We start from the raw sequence: 16,146 nt of genomic DNA, 5'->3' as shown, positions 1-16,146 counted from the left end.
AAGGCAGGCTTCATGACGGCGTACGATGACGATAAACCCACCCCTCGCGGCGACTTGATCCTTCAGATTATTCCCCTACCACAAGATACCAACGCGAATGGCGACGTATTTGCAGGCTGGTTGGTCAAGCAGATGGATATTGCAGCAGCCACTATGGCCGGCCGCATATCCCTGGGCCGCAACGCTACTGTGGCAATGGACGGAATGGAGTTTCTCTCCCCGCTGAGGGTGGGCTCCCAAGTGGGCTGCTACTGCGAGCTGGTCGATATTGGCCGCAGCTCCATGAAAATCCATGTGGAAGTGTGGACTCTGGACCGCACGGCGAAAAACCCGCGCAAGGTAACCGAGGGGCGGTTTGTGTACGTTGCGATTGATGAGCAGGGGCGCATTCGGGAAGTACCCCAGCAGCCAGCCTGATCGCCCGATCAATCCGGCCAGGCCCGGATGAGTTCATTAAACAGCAGCCGGTATTGCTCTGCCAATACCGACGCCCTCCAGGGGTCCGGCCGACACCCGGCGGGCGGTTTCTCCAGAATGCGTTGCAAACAGCTGATCGCAGCTTCAGCTTCCGCACCAGCGTCCTGTTCATGGCTTTCATAACGACAGCTGTCAGGCACGTATTCCCGGTATGCCAGCCGGTCGGGTGCCAGAGGGACGCATCCGGATGCCATTGCCTCCAGTATCGACAGCCCCTGAAAATCATGAAGTGCGGTTGATAGAACAATATCTGCCTTACGCAGCAGCCCGTCGTATTCAGCCCGACTTTCCAGAAACCCCCAACTGTCGATGCGATTGCCGAACTGCGCCGCTATCTGATCAAACGATCCCGGATGATTGCGAAAGCCTTCTCCGACCACGCTCAGTCGATATGGCTGCTGCCGTTTTTCAAGACGCTTCAAAAAACTGAGCAACCTGTCCGGCGCTTTATCGTATTCCCAGCGGTGATTCCAGAGGAGATGTGGACAATCCCGATTCAAGAGCTTCGGATTGTCGGCGAACAGATAATCTTCAATGGGTACCGGAAGTACTCTGGATTTATGCTGCAAGCCTTCAATCAGCCCTTCCGGCACCGCATCCGGCATTTTGCCCAGAAACTCTGCGGCTCCTTGCAGAAAGCTATCTCGATTCCAGGCACTGTTAAATACCACGCTATCCGCAGCCACCGCACCATACAAATTGACCACTTGGGGCTCCACCCGCCCCTGCTGCTGATTACTGACAGGGAAGGCGAACTGGTTCTCGTGCATGTATAACAAGCAAGGTGTGTTTGCCAATTGTGGATGCAAGCCCCGCAGGGTTGCGAGGTCCACCATAGACGTAGCAATGACCAGGTCCCAGGACTCTTCGAAGCAAGGCTCGTTCAGCCAGCTCAGTGCGTTGCCGCGGATACGCCACTGAAAAAAACGAGGGGCTAACGCCAAGGCATGCCAGTGATATTCCGGCAACAGTGCCATGAGCTGTTCACGCCAGCGCTTATGGCTGGCGGCGTCGTACGCCGACAGTAGCAGAATGCGTGGCTTGATGCTCACCAGGGTAGCTCTTCACCATTGCTGTGCCAGAAGGAGCCAGTATTCTCCAGGTTCAGCCTGGCAATCTGTTCCACCAGCCCACGGGCGGACTCTTCCGGAGTGATCAATCCACCAAAGTTCACCATACGGGTCTTCACAAAACCAGGGTGCAATTGGGCAACCGCAATCCCCCTGGGCTTCAAATCCATCGCCAAAGACTTACCAAAGGCGTTCAACGCCGCCTTGGAGGCCCGGTAACCGTAGCGGCCACCCGAGTCGTTATCGGCAATGGAGCCCATACGACTGGTAATGTTGGCGATTTTGCTGCCCTGCCCCATCAGCGGCACCAGCGCTTCCGCCACGCGCAAGGGCGCGTAGGCATTGATTTCCATCTGTGTGCGGATGGAGTCGAAATCAATACTACCCAGCTGCTCATCCTGCAGCAGGCCTGCATTGTTGACCAGTAGGCTGATGCTTTTGCCAGCCAGCCCGGCCTTCAGTGTTTCAACCCCTTCTTCACTGGTCACATCTACGCCTTCAATTACCTGAGCGGCCACGCTTGCCAGTTCATCAGACGACTGTCGGCACACACCAACTACTTCATGCCCTTCACGAGCATAATGACGGGCAAGCTCAAGGCCAATTCCGCGGTTGGCTCCAGTAATTACTACCAAGCTCGACTTAGACATAAGAAATTACTCCTTTCAGAACAGCTTCAAAAAACCAGCAGGCAACTTTCACCTCGACCACTCTAACCTATTGGCAAGATTGCCCGAGTCTGTAATGCTTATACCTTATCGCCCGGCACAGCCTTTTCAAGAAATCAGAGACCCTCAGCCCATGAGATTCAGGCAGTTATTCATATTAACAACAGCCCTTTCCCTGATTTCAACTTCAGTAGCTGCCGATTTTGGCATCACGCCCTTTGCAGGTTACCGCATGGGCAGCTCTGTCGATATTGAATCCGCCGGCGCCAGCACCAAGGATCAAATCAAATTCAAGGACTCCGTTAGCCAAGGGATTGTTCTGAACTTTGACCTGCCAGAAGCAGGCAAGCAGGGCGAGCTGTATTTTGGCCGGCAAGATACCTCGGCCAAGCTCGATAGCGGTTTGTTTACCACGGGAACACAGGCAATTGACGTTACGATTTATCAGCTGCAGTTCGGTGGGCTCTACTTTCCGGGCCGAAAAACCCACGGTGGCTTTGCCTCTGGAGTGCTGGGTGTAACGCGGCTTGAGCCAAAAGGTTCAGGTTTCGATACGGAACATCGCCTTGCGCTCTCCCTTGGGGGTGGTTATCAATTCTTTCTTAACGACAGTTTGCGCCTGAGACTGGACCTTCGTGGAATCTACACAGCCCTGGATTCCGGCGGGGCTGTGCTCTGCTCCGGCGGCTGCGAGCTCACCTACCGCAGCAGCGGCTACCTTCAGATTGAAGCAGGCGCTGGCCTGGTTCTGCGCTTCTGAACACACCAGAGGTTCATGCTTTAGGCGGCTGTCGATAAGCCCGACGATATCAACAAGCACGCCTCCAGCCCGCGGTGTTCTCCTTGCGAATTTCGCAGGTCGTGTATTCAGTGATTGCTCAGGGGCACTGCGGTGCCGGGCGCTCAGCCATTGCCTGCAACTTCGCCATAGGCGTTTCGATCAAGGCCTTATTATTTTGCGCCGTTTCATCAAGAACCCGAGTTACCCAATCCGACAGTTGTGGGTTCACTGAATAGTAAATCCATTGCCCGCGACGCTCCGTTTCTACCAGTCCGGCCTCCCGCAATGCGGCAAGGTGGCGACTGACCTTCGGCTGGGACACATCAAAAGCTTCCGTCAGTTCGCACACACACAATTCTTTCTGTTCCCGAATAAGCAACAAAGCCGCCAGCCGTAACCCGTCGCTCAAGGCCTTGAAAACGGTTACCGGGCTGCAGTCTTCGCGCTTCAGCCCGGCTTCCTGATGATGAAAAACACCTCTAATCATAAAACCTGCCAATCCTGAATTTTCTGCATATTCGGTTTTCCATATATGCTATTTCTGCGATACTAGTTTTCGAAGATAACAAAGTAAAGACACTCGGATAGCGAGATTACAAATTACACCATGAAGCCGACCGCACTTCCCAACCTCGATTCAGAACTGTTCAAGGTACCGACTACAGAGCAAGTATTTGGAGTCGCCCCTTCAAACCATGCTCCTCGCATTTTGCTGCTCTATGGTTCCCTGCGAGACCGCTCGTTCAGCCGGCTCGTGGTGGAAGAGTCCGCCCGTTTATTGGAAGCAATGGGCGCCGAAACCCGCATATTTAACCCGTGCGGCCTGCCTTTGGCCGATGCTGAAGACGCTTCCCACCCTAAAGTTCAGGAACTGCGTGATCTTGCTGAGTGGGCTGAAGGCATGGTGTGGTGCTCACCGGAACGCCACGGCGCCATGACTGGGATAATGAAAACCCAGATCGACTGGATTCCCCTTTCTCTTGGTGCCGTGCGCCCAACTCAAGGTAAAACTCTGGCGGTGATGCAGGTGTGCGGCGGCTCCCAATCCTTCAACGCGGTCAATCAGCTGCGGGTACTGGGGCGCTGGATGCGGATGGTAACGATTCCTAACCAGTCATCCGTGGCCAAAGCTTTTATGGAGTTTGATGAGAACGACCGCATGAAGCCGTCCTCCTACTACGACCGCATTGTCGATGTGATGGAAGAACTGATGAAGTTCACGTTACTGGTACGCGATCGAAGCGGCTACCTGACCGATCGGTATTCCGAGCGCAAAGAAAGCGCCGAGGAGTTATCGAAGCGCGTCAACCAACGATCTATCTGAGTTAGAGGCAGCCATGAAAAATAACACCGCAACCGAAGCCACCTCAGAAGGCATGGATCTGTTTGGCCGCTATCTGTCAGTTTGGGTCGCTCTGGCTATTATTGCTGGCGTAGCTTTGGGCCAGCTGGCCCCTGGAATACCCGAAACTCTCTCTCGCTTCGAATACGCCCAGGTGTCTATCCCTATCGCTATCCTGATCTGGGCGATGATCTTTCCAATGATGGCGCAAATCGATTTCGGTGCCATCGTTGGTGTAAGAAAAGAGCCGAAAGGGCTGGCCATAACCACCATCGTGAACTGGCTTATCAAGCCCTTCACCATGTTCGCCATTGCCTGGCTTTTCCTGATGGTGGTGTTCAAGCCGTTTATTGCGCCTGACCTGGCCCATGAATACCTGGCCGGCGCCATTCTTCTGGGTGCTGCGCCCTGCACCGCCATGGTGTTTGTATGGAGTTACCTGACCAAAGGCGACGCCGCCTATACCCTGGTGCAGGTGTCCCTTAACGACATCATCATGCTATTCGCCTTCGCGCCCATTGTGGTTTTACTGCTGGGCATATCCGATATCCAGGTGCCCTGGGATACGGTGCTTTTGTCTGTGGTGCTGTACATCGTGATACCCCTCACCGCCGGCTACCTGACTCGTCGTACCTTGATTACCCGAAACGGCCAGCGCTGGTACGACGAGGTATTCATGAAGCGCCTCGCACCGATCACTCCAGCCGCCTTGATTGTCACTTTGGTGCTGCTGTTCGCCTTTCAGGGCGAAGTCATTCTGAACAACCCATTACATATTGTGCTGATTGCTGTGCCACTGATCATCCAGACTTTCCTGGTTTTCTTCCTGGCCTATGGCTGGGCCCGGCTGTGGAAAGTGCGCCACTGCATCGCCGCTCCCGGTGCCATGATTGGCGCCAGCAATTTTTTTGAACTGGCCGTGGCTGCTGCCATTGCCTTGTTTGGTCTGCAATCCGGAGCGGCCCTGGCGACAGTCGTTGGCGTACTAGTAGAAGTGCCTTTAATGCTGTTTCTGGTGCGTATCGCCAACAATACCCGAGATAAATTCCCGGCCTGACCGCTCAGCGTCGCCCCGGAAACTGGCCGGGGCAACCTTGCAAAGCACAGCGCTGGGGCTCGTGACCTGTTCAGCTAACCAGCACCCTGCTAATATCCCGCCCATCTTTCTTACCATTGAACCGTAAACCTCTGAACCGAACGGAACCTTAGAATGGATTTTCTCCAGGCTTTTTTCCTTGGTCTTCTCCAGGGACTGACCGAATTCCTGCCTATTTCCAGCTCAGCGCACCTGATTCTTGTACCCGCGTTTTTTGACTGGGTGGATCAAGGAGTAGCCTTCGACCTTGCGGTTCACGTGGGCACTCTGCTGGCAGTCGTCATTTACTTCCGTGCCGATGTATTCAGCATTGCCCGGGACGGCCTCATGTCTATAAACCGGCGCCGCGTGGTCGGCCAAGGTGCTTTGGCTCTGTATCTGGTGATAGGCACGATCCCGGCAGGTCTCGCGGGTCTGGCACTACTGGACATCATCGATAACGAACTGCGCGCCGTGGAAATCATCTTTGCCACCACACTGTTCTTCGGCCTGCTACTGGGTATTGCCGACTGGATGCCCAAGCGACAACGCTCTCTGGATAGCCTCAACTGGAAAGATGCTTTACTGGTTGGTATCGCCCAGGCCATTGCCCTTGTACCCGGCACTTCTCGCTCTGGCATTACCATTACTGCTGGCCTGTTCCTGGGCATGAGCCGGGAAACCGCCTCCCGCTTCTCCTTCCTGCTGGCCATTCCGATTACCGCGTTGGCCTCGGCCGTTAAACTTCTGGAAGTCGCGGCTGCGGATATCACCGTGGACTGGAGTGCATTTCTGGTAGGGGGCGTTACATCCTTCATTATTGCCATCACCGCTATCCACTTCTTCCTGAAATGGCTGAACAAGGTGGGCATGTGGCCTTACGTTATCTACAGAGTTATTTTGGCTGGGGTTATTTACGCCGTTCTTATGTAGCGGCTATTTGGCTCGGTGCAAGAAGCGCAGGCAGGGGGAAGGCTTTTCAAAACACGCTCCTTGCGGCACATCCATGTGACGCTTGGGCTCCGCCATCCATGGCTCCGCACAGTTTTGAAAAGCCTTCCCCCAGCCTGCGCTCCCCGATAATAGTTAACAGGCCTCTAGCGGCGCATAAGCCAGCACCAACCACTTGGCACCTTCATCGAAATTTACCTGCACCCGCGTATGGTGCCCGGTGCCTTCAGCGTTCATTACAACACCTTCTCCGAACTTCGGGTGTCGAACTCTCTGCCCTAAGCTGAAACCCGACTGCTTTGCAGAATCCTGACTGAACAAACCTTCGTTGGGGCGATCCAGCATGGCCGGGCGGGTAACCGTGTTGCGTAAGCGCACTTCTTGCAGACAGTCGCTGGGAATCTCCCTTACGAACCTCGAGAGCGCGTGGAACTTCTCCTGACCATACAGGCGGCGTGATTCGGCATAAGTAATCACCAGCTTTTTCATGGCACGAGTAATGCCCACATAAGCCAAACGCCGCTCTTCCTCCATACGCCCCGGCTCTTCCAGCGACATGCTGTGGGGGAACAAACCTTCCTCAACACCGGCAAGGAATACCAACGGAAACTCCAGGCCTTTAGCAGAGTGCAACGTCATCAACTGTACACTGTCTTCATGATCTTCCGCCTGGGATTCGCCGGCATCCAATGCAGCCTGGGCAATAAACTCCGAGAGCGGGTCCACACCCTCTTCCACATCAAAATCTGCAAGAGCATTTACCAGCTCCTCCAGGTTTTCCACCCGAGCCTGGGCTTTCTCGCCTTTTTCGCTGGCGTGGTAGTCCTTCAGGCCGCTGGCTTCGATGGTCTGCTTCATCAGCCCATGAAGCGAGGCCTCTTCAGCCATGGCAGCCAGCTCCTCAATAATCTCGATGAATTTCTGCAAACCGGTTTTCGCCCGGCCTTTCACCTGCCCGGCCTCCAGCAAACGCTCCGCGGACTCCCACAGAGATATGCTCTGGTTGCTTGCGTATTCACGCAGTTCCGCCAGGCTCTTGGCGCCGATGCCCCGGGTGGGCACGTTTACAACTCGTTCAAAAGCCGCATCATCACGGCGATAATGCACCAATCGCAAGTAAGCCAAGGCGTTGCGAATCTCCTGGCGATCGTAAAAGCGCAGGCCGCCATATACCCGATACGGAATGCCCTGGCGCATCAGGGATTCCTCCAGCACCCGGGATTGGGCGTTGGAGCGGTAAAGAATGGCAGATTCGCTGCGCAGATTGCCTTCGTTCACCCAACTGGAAATACTGTCGGCTATGTAATTGGCTTCATCCTGCTCGTTGAACGCAGCGTAAAGGCTGATAGGCTCGCCTTCCACACCATCAGTCCAAAGCTCCTTGCCGAGCCTGCCCTGGTTGTTGGCGATCACAGCGTTAGCGGCTTTCAGAATCAGCTGTGTAGAGCGGTAGTTCTGTTCCAGACGCACCAGCCGGGAATTCGGAAAATCCCGTTGATACTGCTGGATATTTTCGATTTTGGCGCCGCGCCAGCCGTAAATCGACTGGTCGTCATCACCCACCACCGTCAGCGGTACGCGGTTGCCAGCCAGAACCTGCAGCCAGGCGTATTGAATCGTGTTGGTGTCCTGAAACTCGTCCACCAGAATGTGCTGAAAGCGCTGCTGATAGTGGGCCAGTATTTCCGGACGGTGCAGCCAGAGTTCATGGGAGCGAAGCAGCAACTCACCGAAGTCTACCAGTCCGCTCTGCTGGCACAGCTCTTCGTAACGGCGGTACACCTTCACCATAGTGGAGGTGAAGTGATCGCCCGGATTTTCCTGAATGTGGTCCGCCCGCAAGCCTTCGTCTTTCTGGCTACTGATGAACCATTGCGCCTGCTTGGGCGGGAACTGGCTTTCATCTATCTGCGCTTCCCGCATTACCCGCTTGACCATACGCAGCTGATCATCGCTGTCGAGCACCTGGAAGTTCTCCGGCAGCCCGGCATCCTTCGAGTGCGCCCTCAGCAGTCGGTGAGCAATACCGTGGAAGGTGCCAAACCAAAGGCCGCGGGACGGAATGTTCATCATCTCTTCGATGCGGTAACGCATCTCTTTGGCGGCCTTGTTGGTAAAGGTGACCGCCAGAATCCCCGTGGGTGGAACGCGATCCACCTGCATCAACCACGCAATCCGGTGCACCAGCACCCGGGTTTTACCACTGCCGGCACCGGCCAGCACCAATAAGTGGTCATTCTGTGCGGTAACCGCCTCGCGCTGGGCATCATTCAGGGAATCAATAATGTGGGAGACATCCATGGGGAAATCACTGTAGTCCGGGGAATGAGGAAATCAGACGGAGGATTATAACAAGTCGTGACCGAGCCTGCCCCAGCCCCGAATGATAGCAACATGCATAACCCAAATAATGAAGGCGAGCCATGGCTCGCCTTCATTATTTAATTGGACGGCCCTGTAATCAGAAGCCCCTGGGCACTGTTTGCGCCTCGACAAACTCGAACAACCCCTCATGCCCACCTTCGCGGCCAGTTCCTGAAGCTTTCATACCGCCAAAAGGTGCCTCTGGCGTAGGCCCTGTGCCGGTATTCCAGCCTACATGCCCAAACCGCAGGCCGGCAGCAACACGCTGTGCTCGCTCGGTATCCGCCGTGAACACGTAGGAAGCCAGGCCAAACTCGGTATCGTTACCCGCTGCGATAACCTCTTCTTCAGTGCGGAAGCTGGCCATAGGCACCAAGGGCCCGAAGGTTTCCTCCCGGAAACAACGCATTTCCCGAGTCACCCCCGACACAACCGTTGGAGGGAAGAACAGGTGCCCATCACCGAGTTCGCCGGGATCTTTACCAGCTACCAGCGAGGCTCCCTTGGCCAAGGCATCTTCCAGATGCTGCTTCACCTTGTCGAAGCCGGCCTGATTGATCAGCGGGCCCAGATCCACATCTCCGTTAATACCATCGCCGACAGTCATCTTGTTTACACGCTCGGCAAGCTTTTCGGAGAATGCACCCATGACATTTTCATGGATAAAAATCCGGTTTGCACACACGCAGGTTTGCCCACCGCCGCGGAACTTGTTGGCAATCAGGTTATCTGCAGCGGCGTCCAGATCCGCATCATCAAACACGATAAACGGCGCGTTACCACCCAACTCCAGAGCCAGCTTCTTAATCTGATCGGCAGTGTCCACAACCAGCTTTTGGCCTACTTCTGTCGACCCGGTAAAACTCAGCATGGGCACATCCGGGCTTTCGCACAGAACCTTGCCAATCACGCTGGCCTTGCCCATCACCAGGTTCACCATGCCATCAGGCAGGCTCACATGCTTGTCCATCAAGTCGAACAGCGCAATCATGGTCAACGGGGTTTCGCTCGCCGGCTTGATCACAGAAGGGCAGCCCGCGGCCAAGGCGGCCGAAAGTTTTTTGGCGATCATGCCAATGGGAAAGTTCCAGGGCGTGATGAGTGCGGCAACGCCAACAGGGCGATAGTGGACTGTCCAGGTGCAGTCACGGGGTTTTCCCGGGAGTTCCTGGGCATCCAGCGTTTGAATGTTTTTGGAGCAGTAGTCAAAAAAGCCCGCGGCGTAATCCACTTCTCCCTGGGCTTCATTCAGCGGCTTGCCATGTTCCAGACACAGTATTCGCCCCACCTCTTCTTTGTTTGCCCGGAGTGCATCACGAATATCTTCGAGCCACTTCTTACGGGTTTCGATGGAGTAAGGATTGGTTAGCTGCAGTGCGGATTTGCCCGCTTCAACCGCTGCTATCACTTCGCTTTCAGGCATGGAAGCAACCTGTGCAATCACCTTTCCCGTTGCCGGGTTGTATACATCAAAGGTGTTGCCCTGCTCATTGTCAGTCCAGCGACCGCCGATGTAGCCAGTCATCTTTCCCAGCAGTGGTGACTCGATCATTTCGGCTCCTGTTCAATCAGTAACGACACCCGGAAGGTGTATAGGTTTGTATGTGGAATCCGCCTTTCATCTTGGATGCTGAATCACTACCTGTAAAGTCGATACCTCGCCTTTTGACCATTCCTGATCTGTGCCTATACTCCCAATGCTCATACTCGGTATCTGTGTGCACAGTCCCGGAGTAATACAGGAAATCCAGGAGGTCGGATAATGAAAGCGTTTTTCCATCCCGCGCAAGACAAGCACTCCCCCCAGTCCTACTTCACCCGGGGCCAGATGCGACAGCCTCAAGAGGTACCGGATCGCACCAACCAAATGCTGGAAGGCTTGAAAGAGGCAGGCATTCCGGTATTACAGCCTTCCGATCAGGGCGCGAGGCCAATTTCCAAGGTACACGACCTGGGGTATCTGCGCTTTCTCGAATCGGCCCATCGCCGCTGGAAAGAAATGGACGACTGGGGGGAGGAAGTCATGTCCAATATCTTCGTACACTCCCCCAACCACCTGACAGGCATCCTGGCAGAAGCGGCCCGGTATCAGGCTGACGGCAGCAGCCCCATCGGGGAGCACACATGGGAAGCAGCTTACTGGTCCGCTCAAACGGCTGTGGCCGCCGCCGACGCGCTCATGGCTGGAGACCGCACCTCCTACGCAGTGTGTCGTCCACCCGGGCATCATGCCCGTAAGGACTCGGCAGGTGGTTTCTGCTATCTCAACAATGCTGCCATTGCCGCCGAGCATATGAAACCCAGATTCCCTCGCCTGGTTATTCTGGATCCCGACATGCATCACGGCCAGGGTATCCAGGAAATCTTCTACGATCGCAGTGATGTCCTCTATATATCCATCCACGGCGACCCAACCAACTTTTATCCGGTAGTCTCTGGATTCGAGAATGAGCGCGGCGAAGGCGATGGATATGGTTACAACATCAACCTCCCCATGCCTCATGGCTCATCCGAAGAGGACTTCTTCAGAAAACTTGAGGAGGCCATGGCTGCTATCAAATTGTTCCAGCCGGATGCACTGATTCTGACACTGGGCTTTGATATCTATAAAGACGATCCTCAAGCCAAGGTGTCTGTCTCCTCAGAAGGCTTCTGCAAACTCGGCACACACATGCGCCAGCTAGGCCTTCCTACACTTGTCGTGCAGGAAGGCGGCTATGACCTGGACAGCCTGAGCGAGAACGTACAGCAGTTCTTCAAAGGAATGGGAAGCTGATACTTTATGAGGCGGGTGCGTAAACTTTAACGTTTTCGTGCCCTTCCGCTTTCAAGTGTACTGCATGCATGCGGCTCATGGTGCCACGATCGCAATACAACAGGTACTGGCGGTTGGCGGGCAGTTCAGGCACCTTGCGGTTCAGCTCATAAAACGGGATGTGCATAATCTCGTTACCAGTGAGCACCAAAGGAGACTGCTCCCTTTCCGCCGGGTGGCGCACATCTACAACTACATCACTAACCCCTGGCGTTCTTACCAACTCAACGTCTTCTGGCGTGGTGGTGGTGTCCAGCAAATCACCGACCAGGGTTTCTTCGCGGGCTGCAATAGCCTGCTCCAGCACCTCCGGGTCCATTTCAGCCTCATCTGCCTCTACCCGGTGCAGCTTGGCTCTGGTAGCCGGTTTCTGGGAGATCACGCCACAGTATTCAGGCATGTTGCGGGCATAGGGCTCAGTACCAATTTCCCGAGCCAGCTTGATAATGGCTTCCTTATCCATGGCGACCAGAGGCCGCAAGACCACTTCGTCGCTTGCCCTGTCAACCACATTCAGGTTGGTGAGGGTCTGGCTCGACACCTGCGCCACCGCATCACCGGTTACCAGACCAGTAGCATTATTGTGCCGTGCAATCTCGCTCGCAGCCTTGAGCATTTGCCGCTTGAGCACCACACCCCAGTGCCGGTGCCCGACAGACTGCATGATTTCTTCCACCACGCCCTCAAAGGGCACAGAGATAAACTTGGCACCGTGAGAGGCTCCGTAGCGATCCCACAAATAATGAACCACCTGGCGCACGCCCACCTCATGAGCAACCCCGCCAAGATTGAAAAACAAAAAGTGGTTACGCAGCCCTCGCCGCAACATCAGGTAGGCAGCGACCGATGAGTCATAACCACCTGACATCAGCGTCATCACATTCTCAATGGTGCCCAGTGGGAAACCACCCAAACCACGGTGCTTACGTTGGGTAATGTGGAAATGGTCATCCGCAACCTCAATACGCACCTCCACATCAGGTGAGCGCAAATCTACGCTGGTGTCAGAAGCGGAAAGAAACAGTTCGCTGCCTACAAAACGCTGGATGTCTATCGAACGGAAGTCGTGGGTTCCGTGTCGACGAGCGCGAACGGCAAAAGATTTTCCATCCAACCTGCCCGCAAATACTTCCACGGCCTTCTCTGCAATGTCTTCCAGGCTCACAAGGGGAAAGGCTGCAATTTCCTGGATAGTTGAAATTCCAGGAATTCGCATAATTTCATCAACAACTGCACCATCCAGGCCTTGGCCCTCAGGTACATCTACACTAACCCTGTCCCAGCTTCCTTTAACCACAATGCTCTCGTCGAGCCGGGCCATTAGTTTACGGATGTTCTGGCGCAACTGACGCATCTGCTGACGACGGACAGGCTTGCTCTTGATGGCAACCTCGGAGGCTGGACGAATAAGAAGTTTCATAAATGGGCGTTTTGTCGAATGGTGTATGATCAGGAGAGCGCATAGTGTAACGCTTCGGCGTTATGCCTCAAAATCGGGTATTACCGCAACACTCAGGAGCTTTTCCATTCATGACCGCACCAACCATCAATGCCCTTGTTTCACCTGAGGGCAGCCTGGAAATATTGTCCAATCACGAGGTCAATCTACTCAAGGATAAAAGCGAGGGCGGCCTGTACCGATTGTTCAGGCAATGCGCCCTCGCTGTTCTGAACACGGGTGCCGTGACCGATGACTGTCAGGACCTGATGAAGACCTATGCGGATTTCGATATACGCCTGATACCACAACCCAGAGGTCTCAAACTGGAGCTGATTAATGCGCCAGCGCATGCGTTTGTAGACGACGAGATGCTTTTGGCAAATCGCGAGCACCTGTTCTCGGTTCTGCGGGATATTGTTTACACCCACTCTACACCAAAGTTTGCCGGAATTCTGAAGGGCAATGGGCCTGACGAGCTGACCAATATGGTCTTCCATATACTGCGCAATGCCCGGGCCCTGCAAACCGGTCGCCAGCCCGACCTGGTGGTATGCTGGGGCGGCCACTCCATCAGCCATGAGGAATATCAGTACAGCAAGGAAGTTGGCCACCAGCTTGGCCTGCGTGAGTTAAGCATATGCACCGGGTGTGGCCCGGGCGCCATGAAGGGGCCCATGAAGGGAGCCACAATAGCGCATGCGAAACAGCGGGTAAAAAACGGCCGCTATATCGGTATTACCGAACCTGGCATCATTGGTGCAGAAGCTCCCAACCCCATCGTTAATGAACTGATTATCATGCCGGACATCGAAAAGCGACTGGAAGCCTTTGTTCGCTGCGGGCACGGCGTTGTTGTTTTCCCTGGTGGTGTTGGCACTGCCGAGGAGATTCTTTACCTGCTGGGCATTCTTCTGCACCCGGACAACGTGGACCTGCCCTTCCCGGTGATATTCACAGGCAGGAAAGAAAATGCCGAATATTTCGAGATGATCGACAACTTCATCCGTAACGCGCTTGGAGAAGAGGCCACCAGCAAATACGAAATTATTATTGATGATCCTGTTCGGGTAGCGCAGACCATGAAAAAGGGCATCAAGGATGTAGAAACCTTCCGGCGCGCCATGCAGGACGCCTATTATTTCAATTGGATGCTAAAAATCGACCCGGTATTCCAGCAACCTTTCGAGCCGGACCACGAAAACATGCTGGCTCTTGAGCTACACCGTGATCAGCCGGTACATCTGATTGCTGCAAACCTGAGAAAGGCGTTCAGTGGCATAGTCGCCGGAAACGTAAAGGATGGGGGTATCCGAAAAGTGCAGGAGAAGGGGCCTTTTGAAATCACAGGAGACCCAACCCTGATCAAACCTCTTGAAGCAATGCTTGAGCGTTTCATTGCCAATAATCGCATGAAACTCCCTGGGCCCTCTGCTTATCGGCCAAGTTACCGCATTGTCAATACAGCAGCCTGAGCTGCTGTATTGATGCCAAAGCATTAATTAACCGCCAGCGGGCAAACTTGCATAGTAGGCTGCAAGATTCGCAATATCCTCATCACTGAGAGCCGCTGCCTGGCCCTGCATGATGGCAGCCATGCCACCGTTGCGCTCTTTGCTTCTATAGGCCTTGAGCGCAGAAACCAGGTACTGTTCATGCTGGCCCGCAAGGTTGGCGTACATTGGGATCTGGGCAATCCCGTTCTGGCCATGGCAAGCAGCACAAACCGCTGACTTTGCCTTGCCTGCCTCCACATCACCTGCAGCAGAGACAGCAGGAACGGTGGCGCCTAGTGCAAAAAGGCCTGCAACAGCATAGTGTTTAAGCTTCATTATGATTAACCTCTCATCATCGTTTTAAGTAGTGCGAAACGGTACTCTAAGCCGAACCGGAAACTGGTTGAAAGTTATAGCACAGACGTAACATCGCGCAAATGCCATAGATCAATGCTTTTGTGGCAAGACTCGATTTTTTTAACATTGATCCCGTTACTGAGACTGTACGGCCAAAGTCCGCATCAGAAAACTTTTTTACTACCCGGAGACACTATTAATGTCTGTAGAGGTTCAAGAACTCCCCTGCCGCAAAGGCCACATCGGCTTATTGACCCTGAACTCCCCTACGACACTGAACGCACTCACTGAAGATATGATCGTTACTATCAGAAGCACTCTCAGGCGCTGGGCTGATGATGAGCGTATTTGTGTCGTACTGATACGTGGTTCCGGGGCGAAGAGTTTCTGCGCTGGCGGGGATGTCCGGGATTTGTACCGCTCATTAACAGGTGCCAGCAGGCCCGAAGCGGCCTTCAGCGTTTTCCGGCATGAGTACGAACTGGATTATACCCTGCACAGGTTTCCCAAGCCGGTTGTGGGAATCGGGCACGGTATTATTATGGGTGGCGGCCTGGGCCTGTTTTCCGCTTGTCGTTACCGGCTACTGACACCGGACGCCATTCTGGCCATGCCAGAGATTACCATTGGCCTGTTTCCGGACGTTGGCGCCAGTTGGTTCCTGAATCGCCTGCCGGGGCGCCTTGGGTTGTTCATGGGCCTGACCGGCGCACGCCTGAACGTAGCCGATGCGCTGCGCGTCGGGCTCGCAGATATAGCCCTGCCCGACAACCACCACGAATGTCTGTTATCACGCCTACAGGAAGAGCGTTGGAGTGGCCGTGTAGCTTCCGATGACAACCAGCTGTTCCAATTGTTGAGCCAGCTTGAAACTCCGGATTACTCTGCCCTGCCCACCAGCCACCTGGAGTTACACGAACGGGATATTGCAAGGTTGTGTGCTGGCTCCAGCTTACCGGAGATTATCGACCGACTGCTGGCAGCTCGCGTCGACACTGAATGGTGGCAAGCCTGCATTAAAACCTTAAAAGAAGGTTGTCCGGTGTCAGCCTGGTTGATCTGGAATCAGCTTAAGAAGGCTCAGCAGATGACACTGAAAGACGTATTCCGCATGGAACTCGCCATGGTGTGGGAGTGCGTGCGCAGGCCCGATCTGGCTGAAGGTATAAGAGCCAGGCTGATCGACCGCGATCAGACCCCCCAATGGTCTTTTGCCAGCATCAAAGAGGTACCTCAGGCGGTTATTGACGCCCACTTCCTACCCGTTTGGGACGATCAGACGGACCCCATGCAACTGGAATAATGCGTGGAA

At 54.6% G+C, this 16,146-nt stretch carries 15 protein-coding genes; 8 read left to right on the top strand and 7 right to left on the bottom strand.

Going from position 1 to position 16,146, the window contains the following annotated elements:
- Positions 1-12: 12 nt before the first annotated feature.
- Positions 13-417: an acyl-CoA thioesterase gene (locus tag CDH47_RS00880; protein WP_100637949.1), complete on the top strand. Its 405-nt coding sequence runs from the start codon at positions 13-15 to the stop codon at positions 415-417.
- 8 nt (positions 418-425) lie between these two features.
- Here CDH47_RS00880 and CDH47_RS00875 read toward each other — a convergent pair whose 3' ends face one another.
- Both CDH47_RS00875 and CDH47_RS00870 read right to left on the bottom strand, forming a co-directional pair.
- Positions 426-1,529 (bottom strand): tRNA-queuosine alpha-mannosyltransferase domain-containing protein, encoded by a 1,104-nt coding sequence (locus CDH47_RS00875; RefSeq protein WP_338037988.1) that lies wholly within the window; start codon positions 1,527-1,529, stop codon positions 426-428.
- Positions 1,526-2,197 carry an SDR family oxidoreductase gene (locus tag CDH47_RS00870; RefSeq protein ID WP_100637948.1) on the bottom strand — a complete coding sequence of 224 codons (672 nt, stop codon included), beginning with the start codon at positions 2,195-2,197 and terminating at the stop codon, positions 1,526-1,528. The genes CDH47_RS00875 and CDH47_RS00870 overlap by 4 nt, the downstream gene beginning before the upstream one ends.
- A gap of 250 nt (positions 2,198-2,447) precedes the next feature.
- Between CDH47_RS00870 and CDH47_RS00865 the strand changes: the two genes are divergently transcribed.
- Complete coding sequence (locus CDH47_RS00865; protein ID WP_239985539.1) at positions 2,448-2,975, top strand: porin family protein; 528 nt, start codon at positions 2,448-2,450, stop codon at positions 2,973-2,975.
- Between the two features lie 118 nt (positions 2,976-3,093).
- Here CDH47_RS00865 and CDH47_RS00860 read toward each other — a convergent pair whose 3' ends face one another.
- Positions 3,094-3,483, bottom strand: coding sequence for an ArsR/SmtB family transcription factor (locus CDH47_RS00860; RefSeq protein ID WP_100637947.1), 390 nt, complete (start codon positions 3,481-3,483; stop codon positions 3,094-3,096).
- Positions 3,484-3,603: 120 nt separating this feature from the next.
- Here CDH47_RS00860 and arsH point away from each other — a divergent pair, with 120 nt between their 5' ends.
- The 3 genes from arsH to CDH47_RS00845 all read left to right on the top strand — a co-directional run bounded on the left by arsH (position 3,604) and on the right by CDH47_RS00845 (position 6,346).
- Positions 3,604-4,320 (top strand): arsenical resistance protein ArsH, encoded by a 717-nt coding sequence (arsH, locus tag CDH47_RS00855; RefSeq protein WP_100637946.1) that lies wholly within the window; start codon positions 3,604-3,606, stop codon positions 4,318-4,320.
- 13 nt (positions 4,321-4,333) lie between these two features.
- A complete protein-coding gene (gene arsB, locus CDH47_RS00850) occupies positions 4,334-5,395 on the top strand; it encodes an ACR3 family arsenite efflux transporter (protein ID WP_100637945.1) in 1,062 nt (353 codons plus the stop codon).
- Positions 5,396-5,548: 153 nt separating this feature from the next.
- A complete protein-coding gene (locus CDH47_RS00845) occupies positions 5,549-6,346 on the top strand; it encodes an undecaprenyl-diphosphate phosphatase (RefSeq protein ID WP_100637944.1) in 798 nt (265 codons plus the stop codon).
- A gap of 153 nt (positions 6,347-6,499) precedes the next feature.
- Here CDH47_RS00845 and uvrD read toward each other — a convergent pair whose 3' ends face one another.
- Together uvrD and CDH47_RS00835 are read right to left on the bottom strand one after the other, a co-directional pair.
- Positions 6,500-8,665, bottom strand: coding sequence for a DNA helicase II (gene uvrD / locus CDH47_RS00840; RefSeq protein ID WP_100637943.1), 2,166 nt, complete (start codon positions 8,663-8,665; stop codon positions 6,500-6,502).
- Positions 8,666-8,825: 160 nt separating this feature from the next.
- Positions 8,826-10,280, bottom strand: coding sequence for an NAD-dependent succinate-semialdehyde dehydrogenase (locus CDH47_RS00835; protein ID WP_100637942.1), 1,455 nt, complete (start codon positions 10,278-10,280; stop codon positions 8,826-8,828).
- 210 nt (positions 10,281-10,490) lie between these two features.
- On the opposite strand from CDH47_RS00835, the gene CDH47_RS00830 reads away from it, so the two are divergent.
- On the top strand, positions 10,491-11,504 hold the full coding sequence (locus tag CDH47_RS00830; protein WP_100637941.1) for a histone deacetylase family protein: 1,014 nt from the start codon (positions 10,491-10,493) through the stop codon (positions 11,502-11,504).
- Between the two features lie 4 nt (positions 11,505-11,508).
- Here CDH47_RS00830 and thiI read toward each other — a convergent pair whose 3' ends face one another.
- Positions 11,509-12,963 (bottom strand): tRNA uracil 4-sulfurtransferase ThiI, encoded by a 1,455-nt coding sequence (thiI, locus tag CDH47_RS00825; RefSeq protein ID WP_100637940.1) that lies wholly within the window; start codon positions 12,961-12,963, stop codon positions 11,509-11,511.
- 110 nt (positions 12,964-13,073) lie between these two features.
- Between thiI and ppnN the strand changes: the two genes are divergently transcribed.
- A complete protein-coding gene (ppnN, locus tag CDH47_RS00820) occupies positions 13,074-14,456 on the top strand; it encodes a nucleotide 5'-monophosphate nucleosidase PpnN (protein ID WP_100637939.1) in 1,383 nt (460 codons plus the stop codon).
- Between the two features lie 27 nt (positions 14,457-14,483).
- Here ppnN and CDH47_RS00815 read toward each other — a convergent pair whose 3' ends face one another.
- A complete protein-coding gene (locus tag CDH47_RS00815; protein WP_100637938.1) occupies positions 14,484-14,813 on the bottom strand; it encodes a c-type cytochrome in 330 nt (109 codons plus the stop codon).
- Between the two features lie 220 nt (positions 14,814-15,033).
- On the opposite strand from CDH47_RS00815, the gene CDH47_RS00810 reads away from it, so the two are divergent.
- Positions 15,034-16,137, top strand: a complete 1,104-nt coding sequence (locus CDH47_RS00810) for an enoyl-CoA hydratase/isomerase family protein (RefSeq protein ID WP_100637937.1) — start codon at positions 15,034-15,036, stop codon at positions 16,135-16,137.
- Positions 16,138-16,146: the final 9 nt, after the last annotated feature.

It is taken from the genome of Marinobacter salexigens, from assembly GCF_002806945.1.
In the GTDB taxonomy this organism is placed as follows: Bacteria; Pseudomonadota; Gammaproteobacteria; order Pseudomonadales; family Oleiphilaceae; genus Marinobacter; species Marinobacter salexigens.
This window is presented reverse-complemented; position numbering and strand designations above follow the sequence as displayed.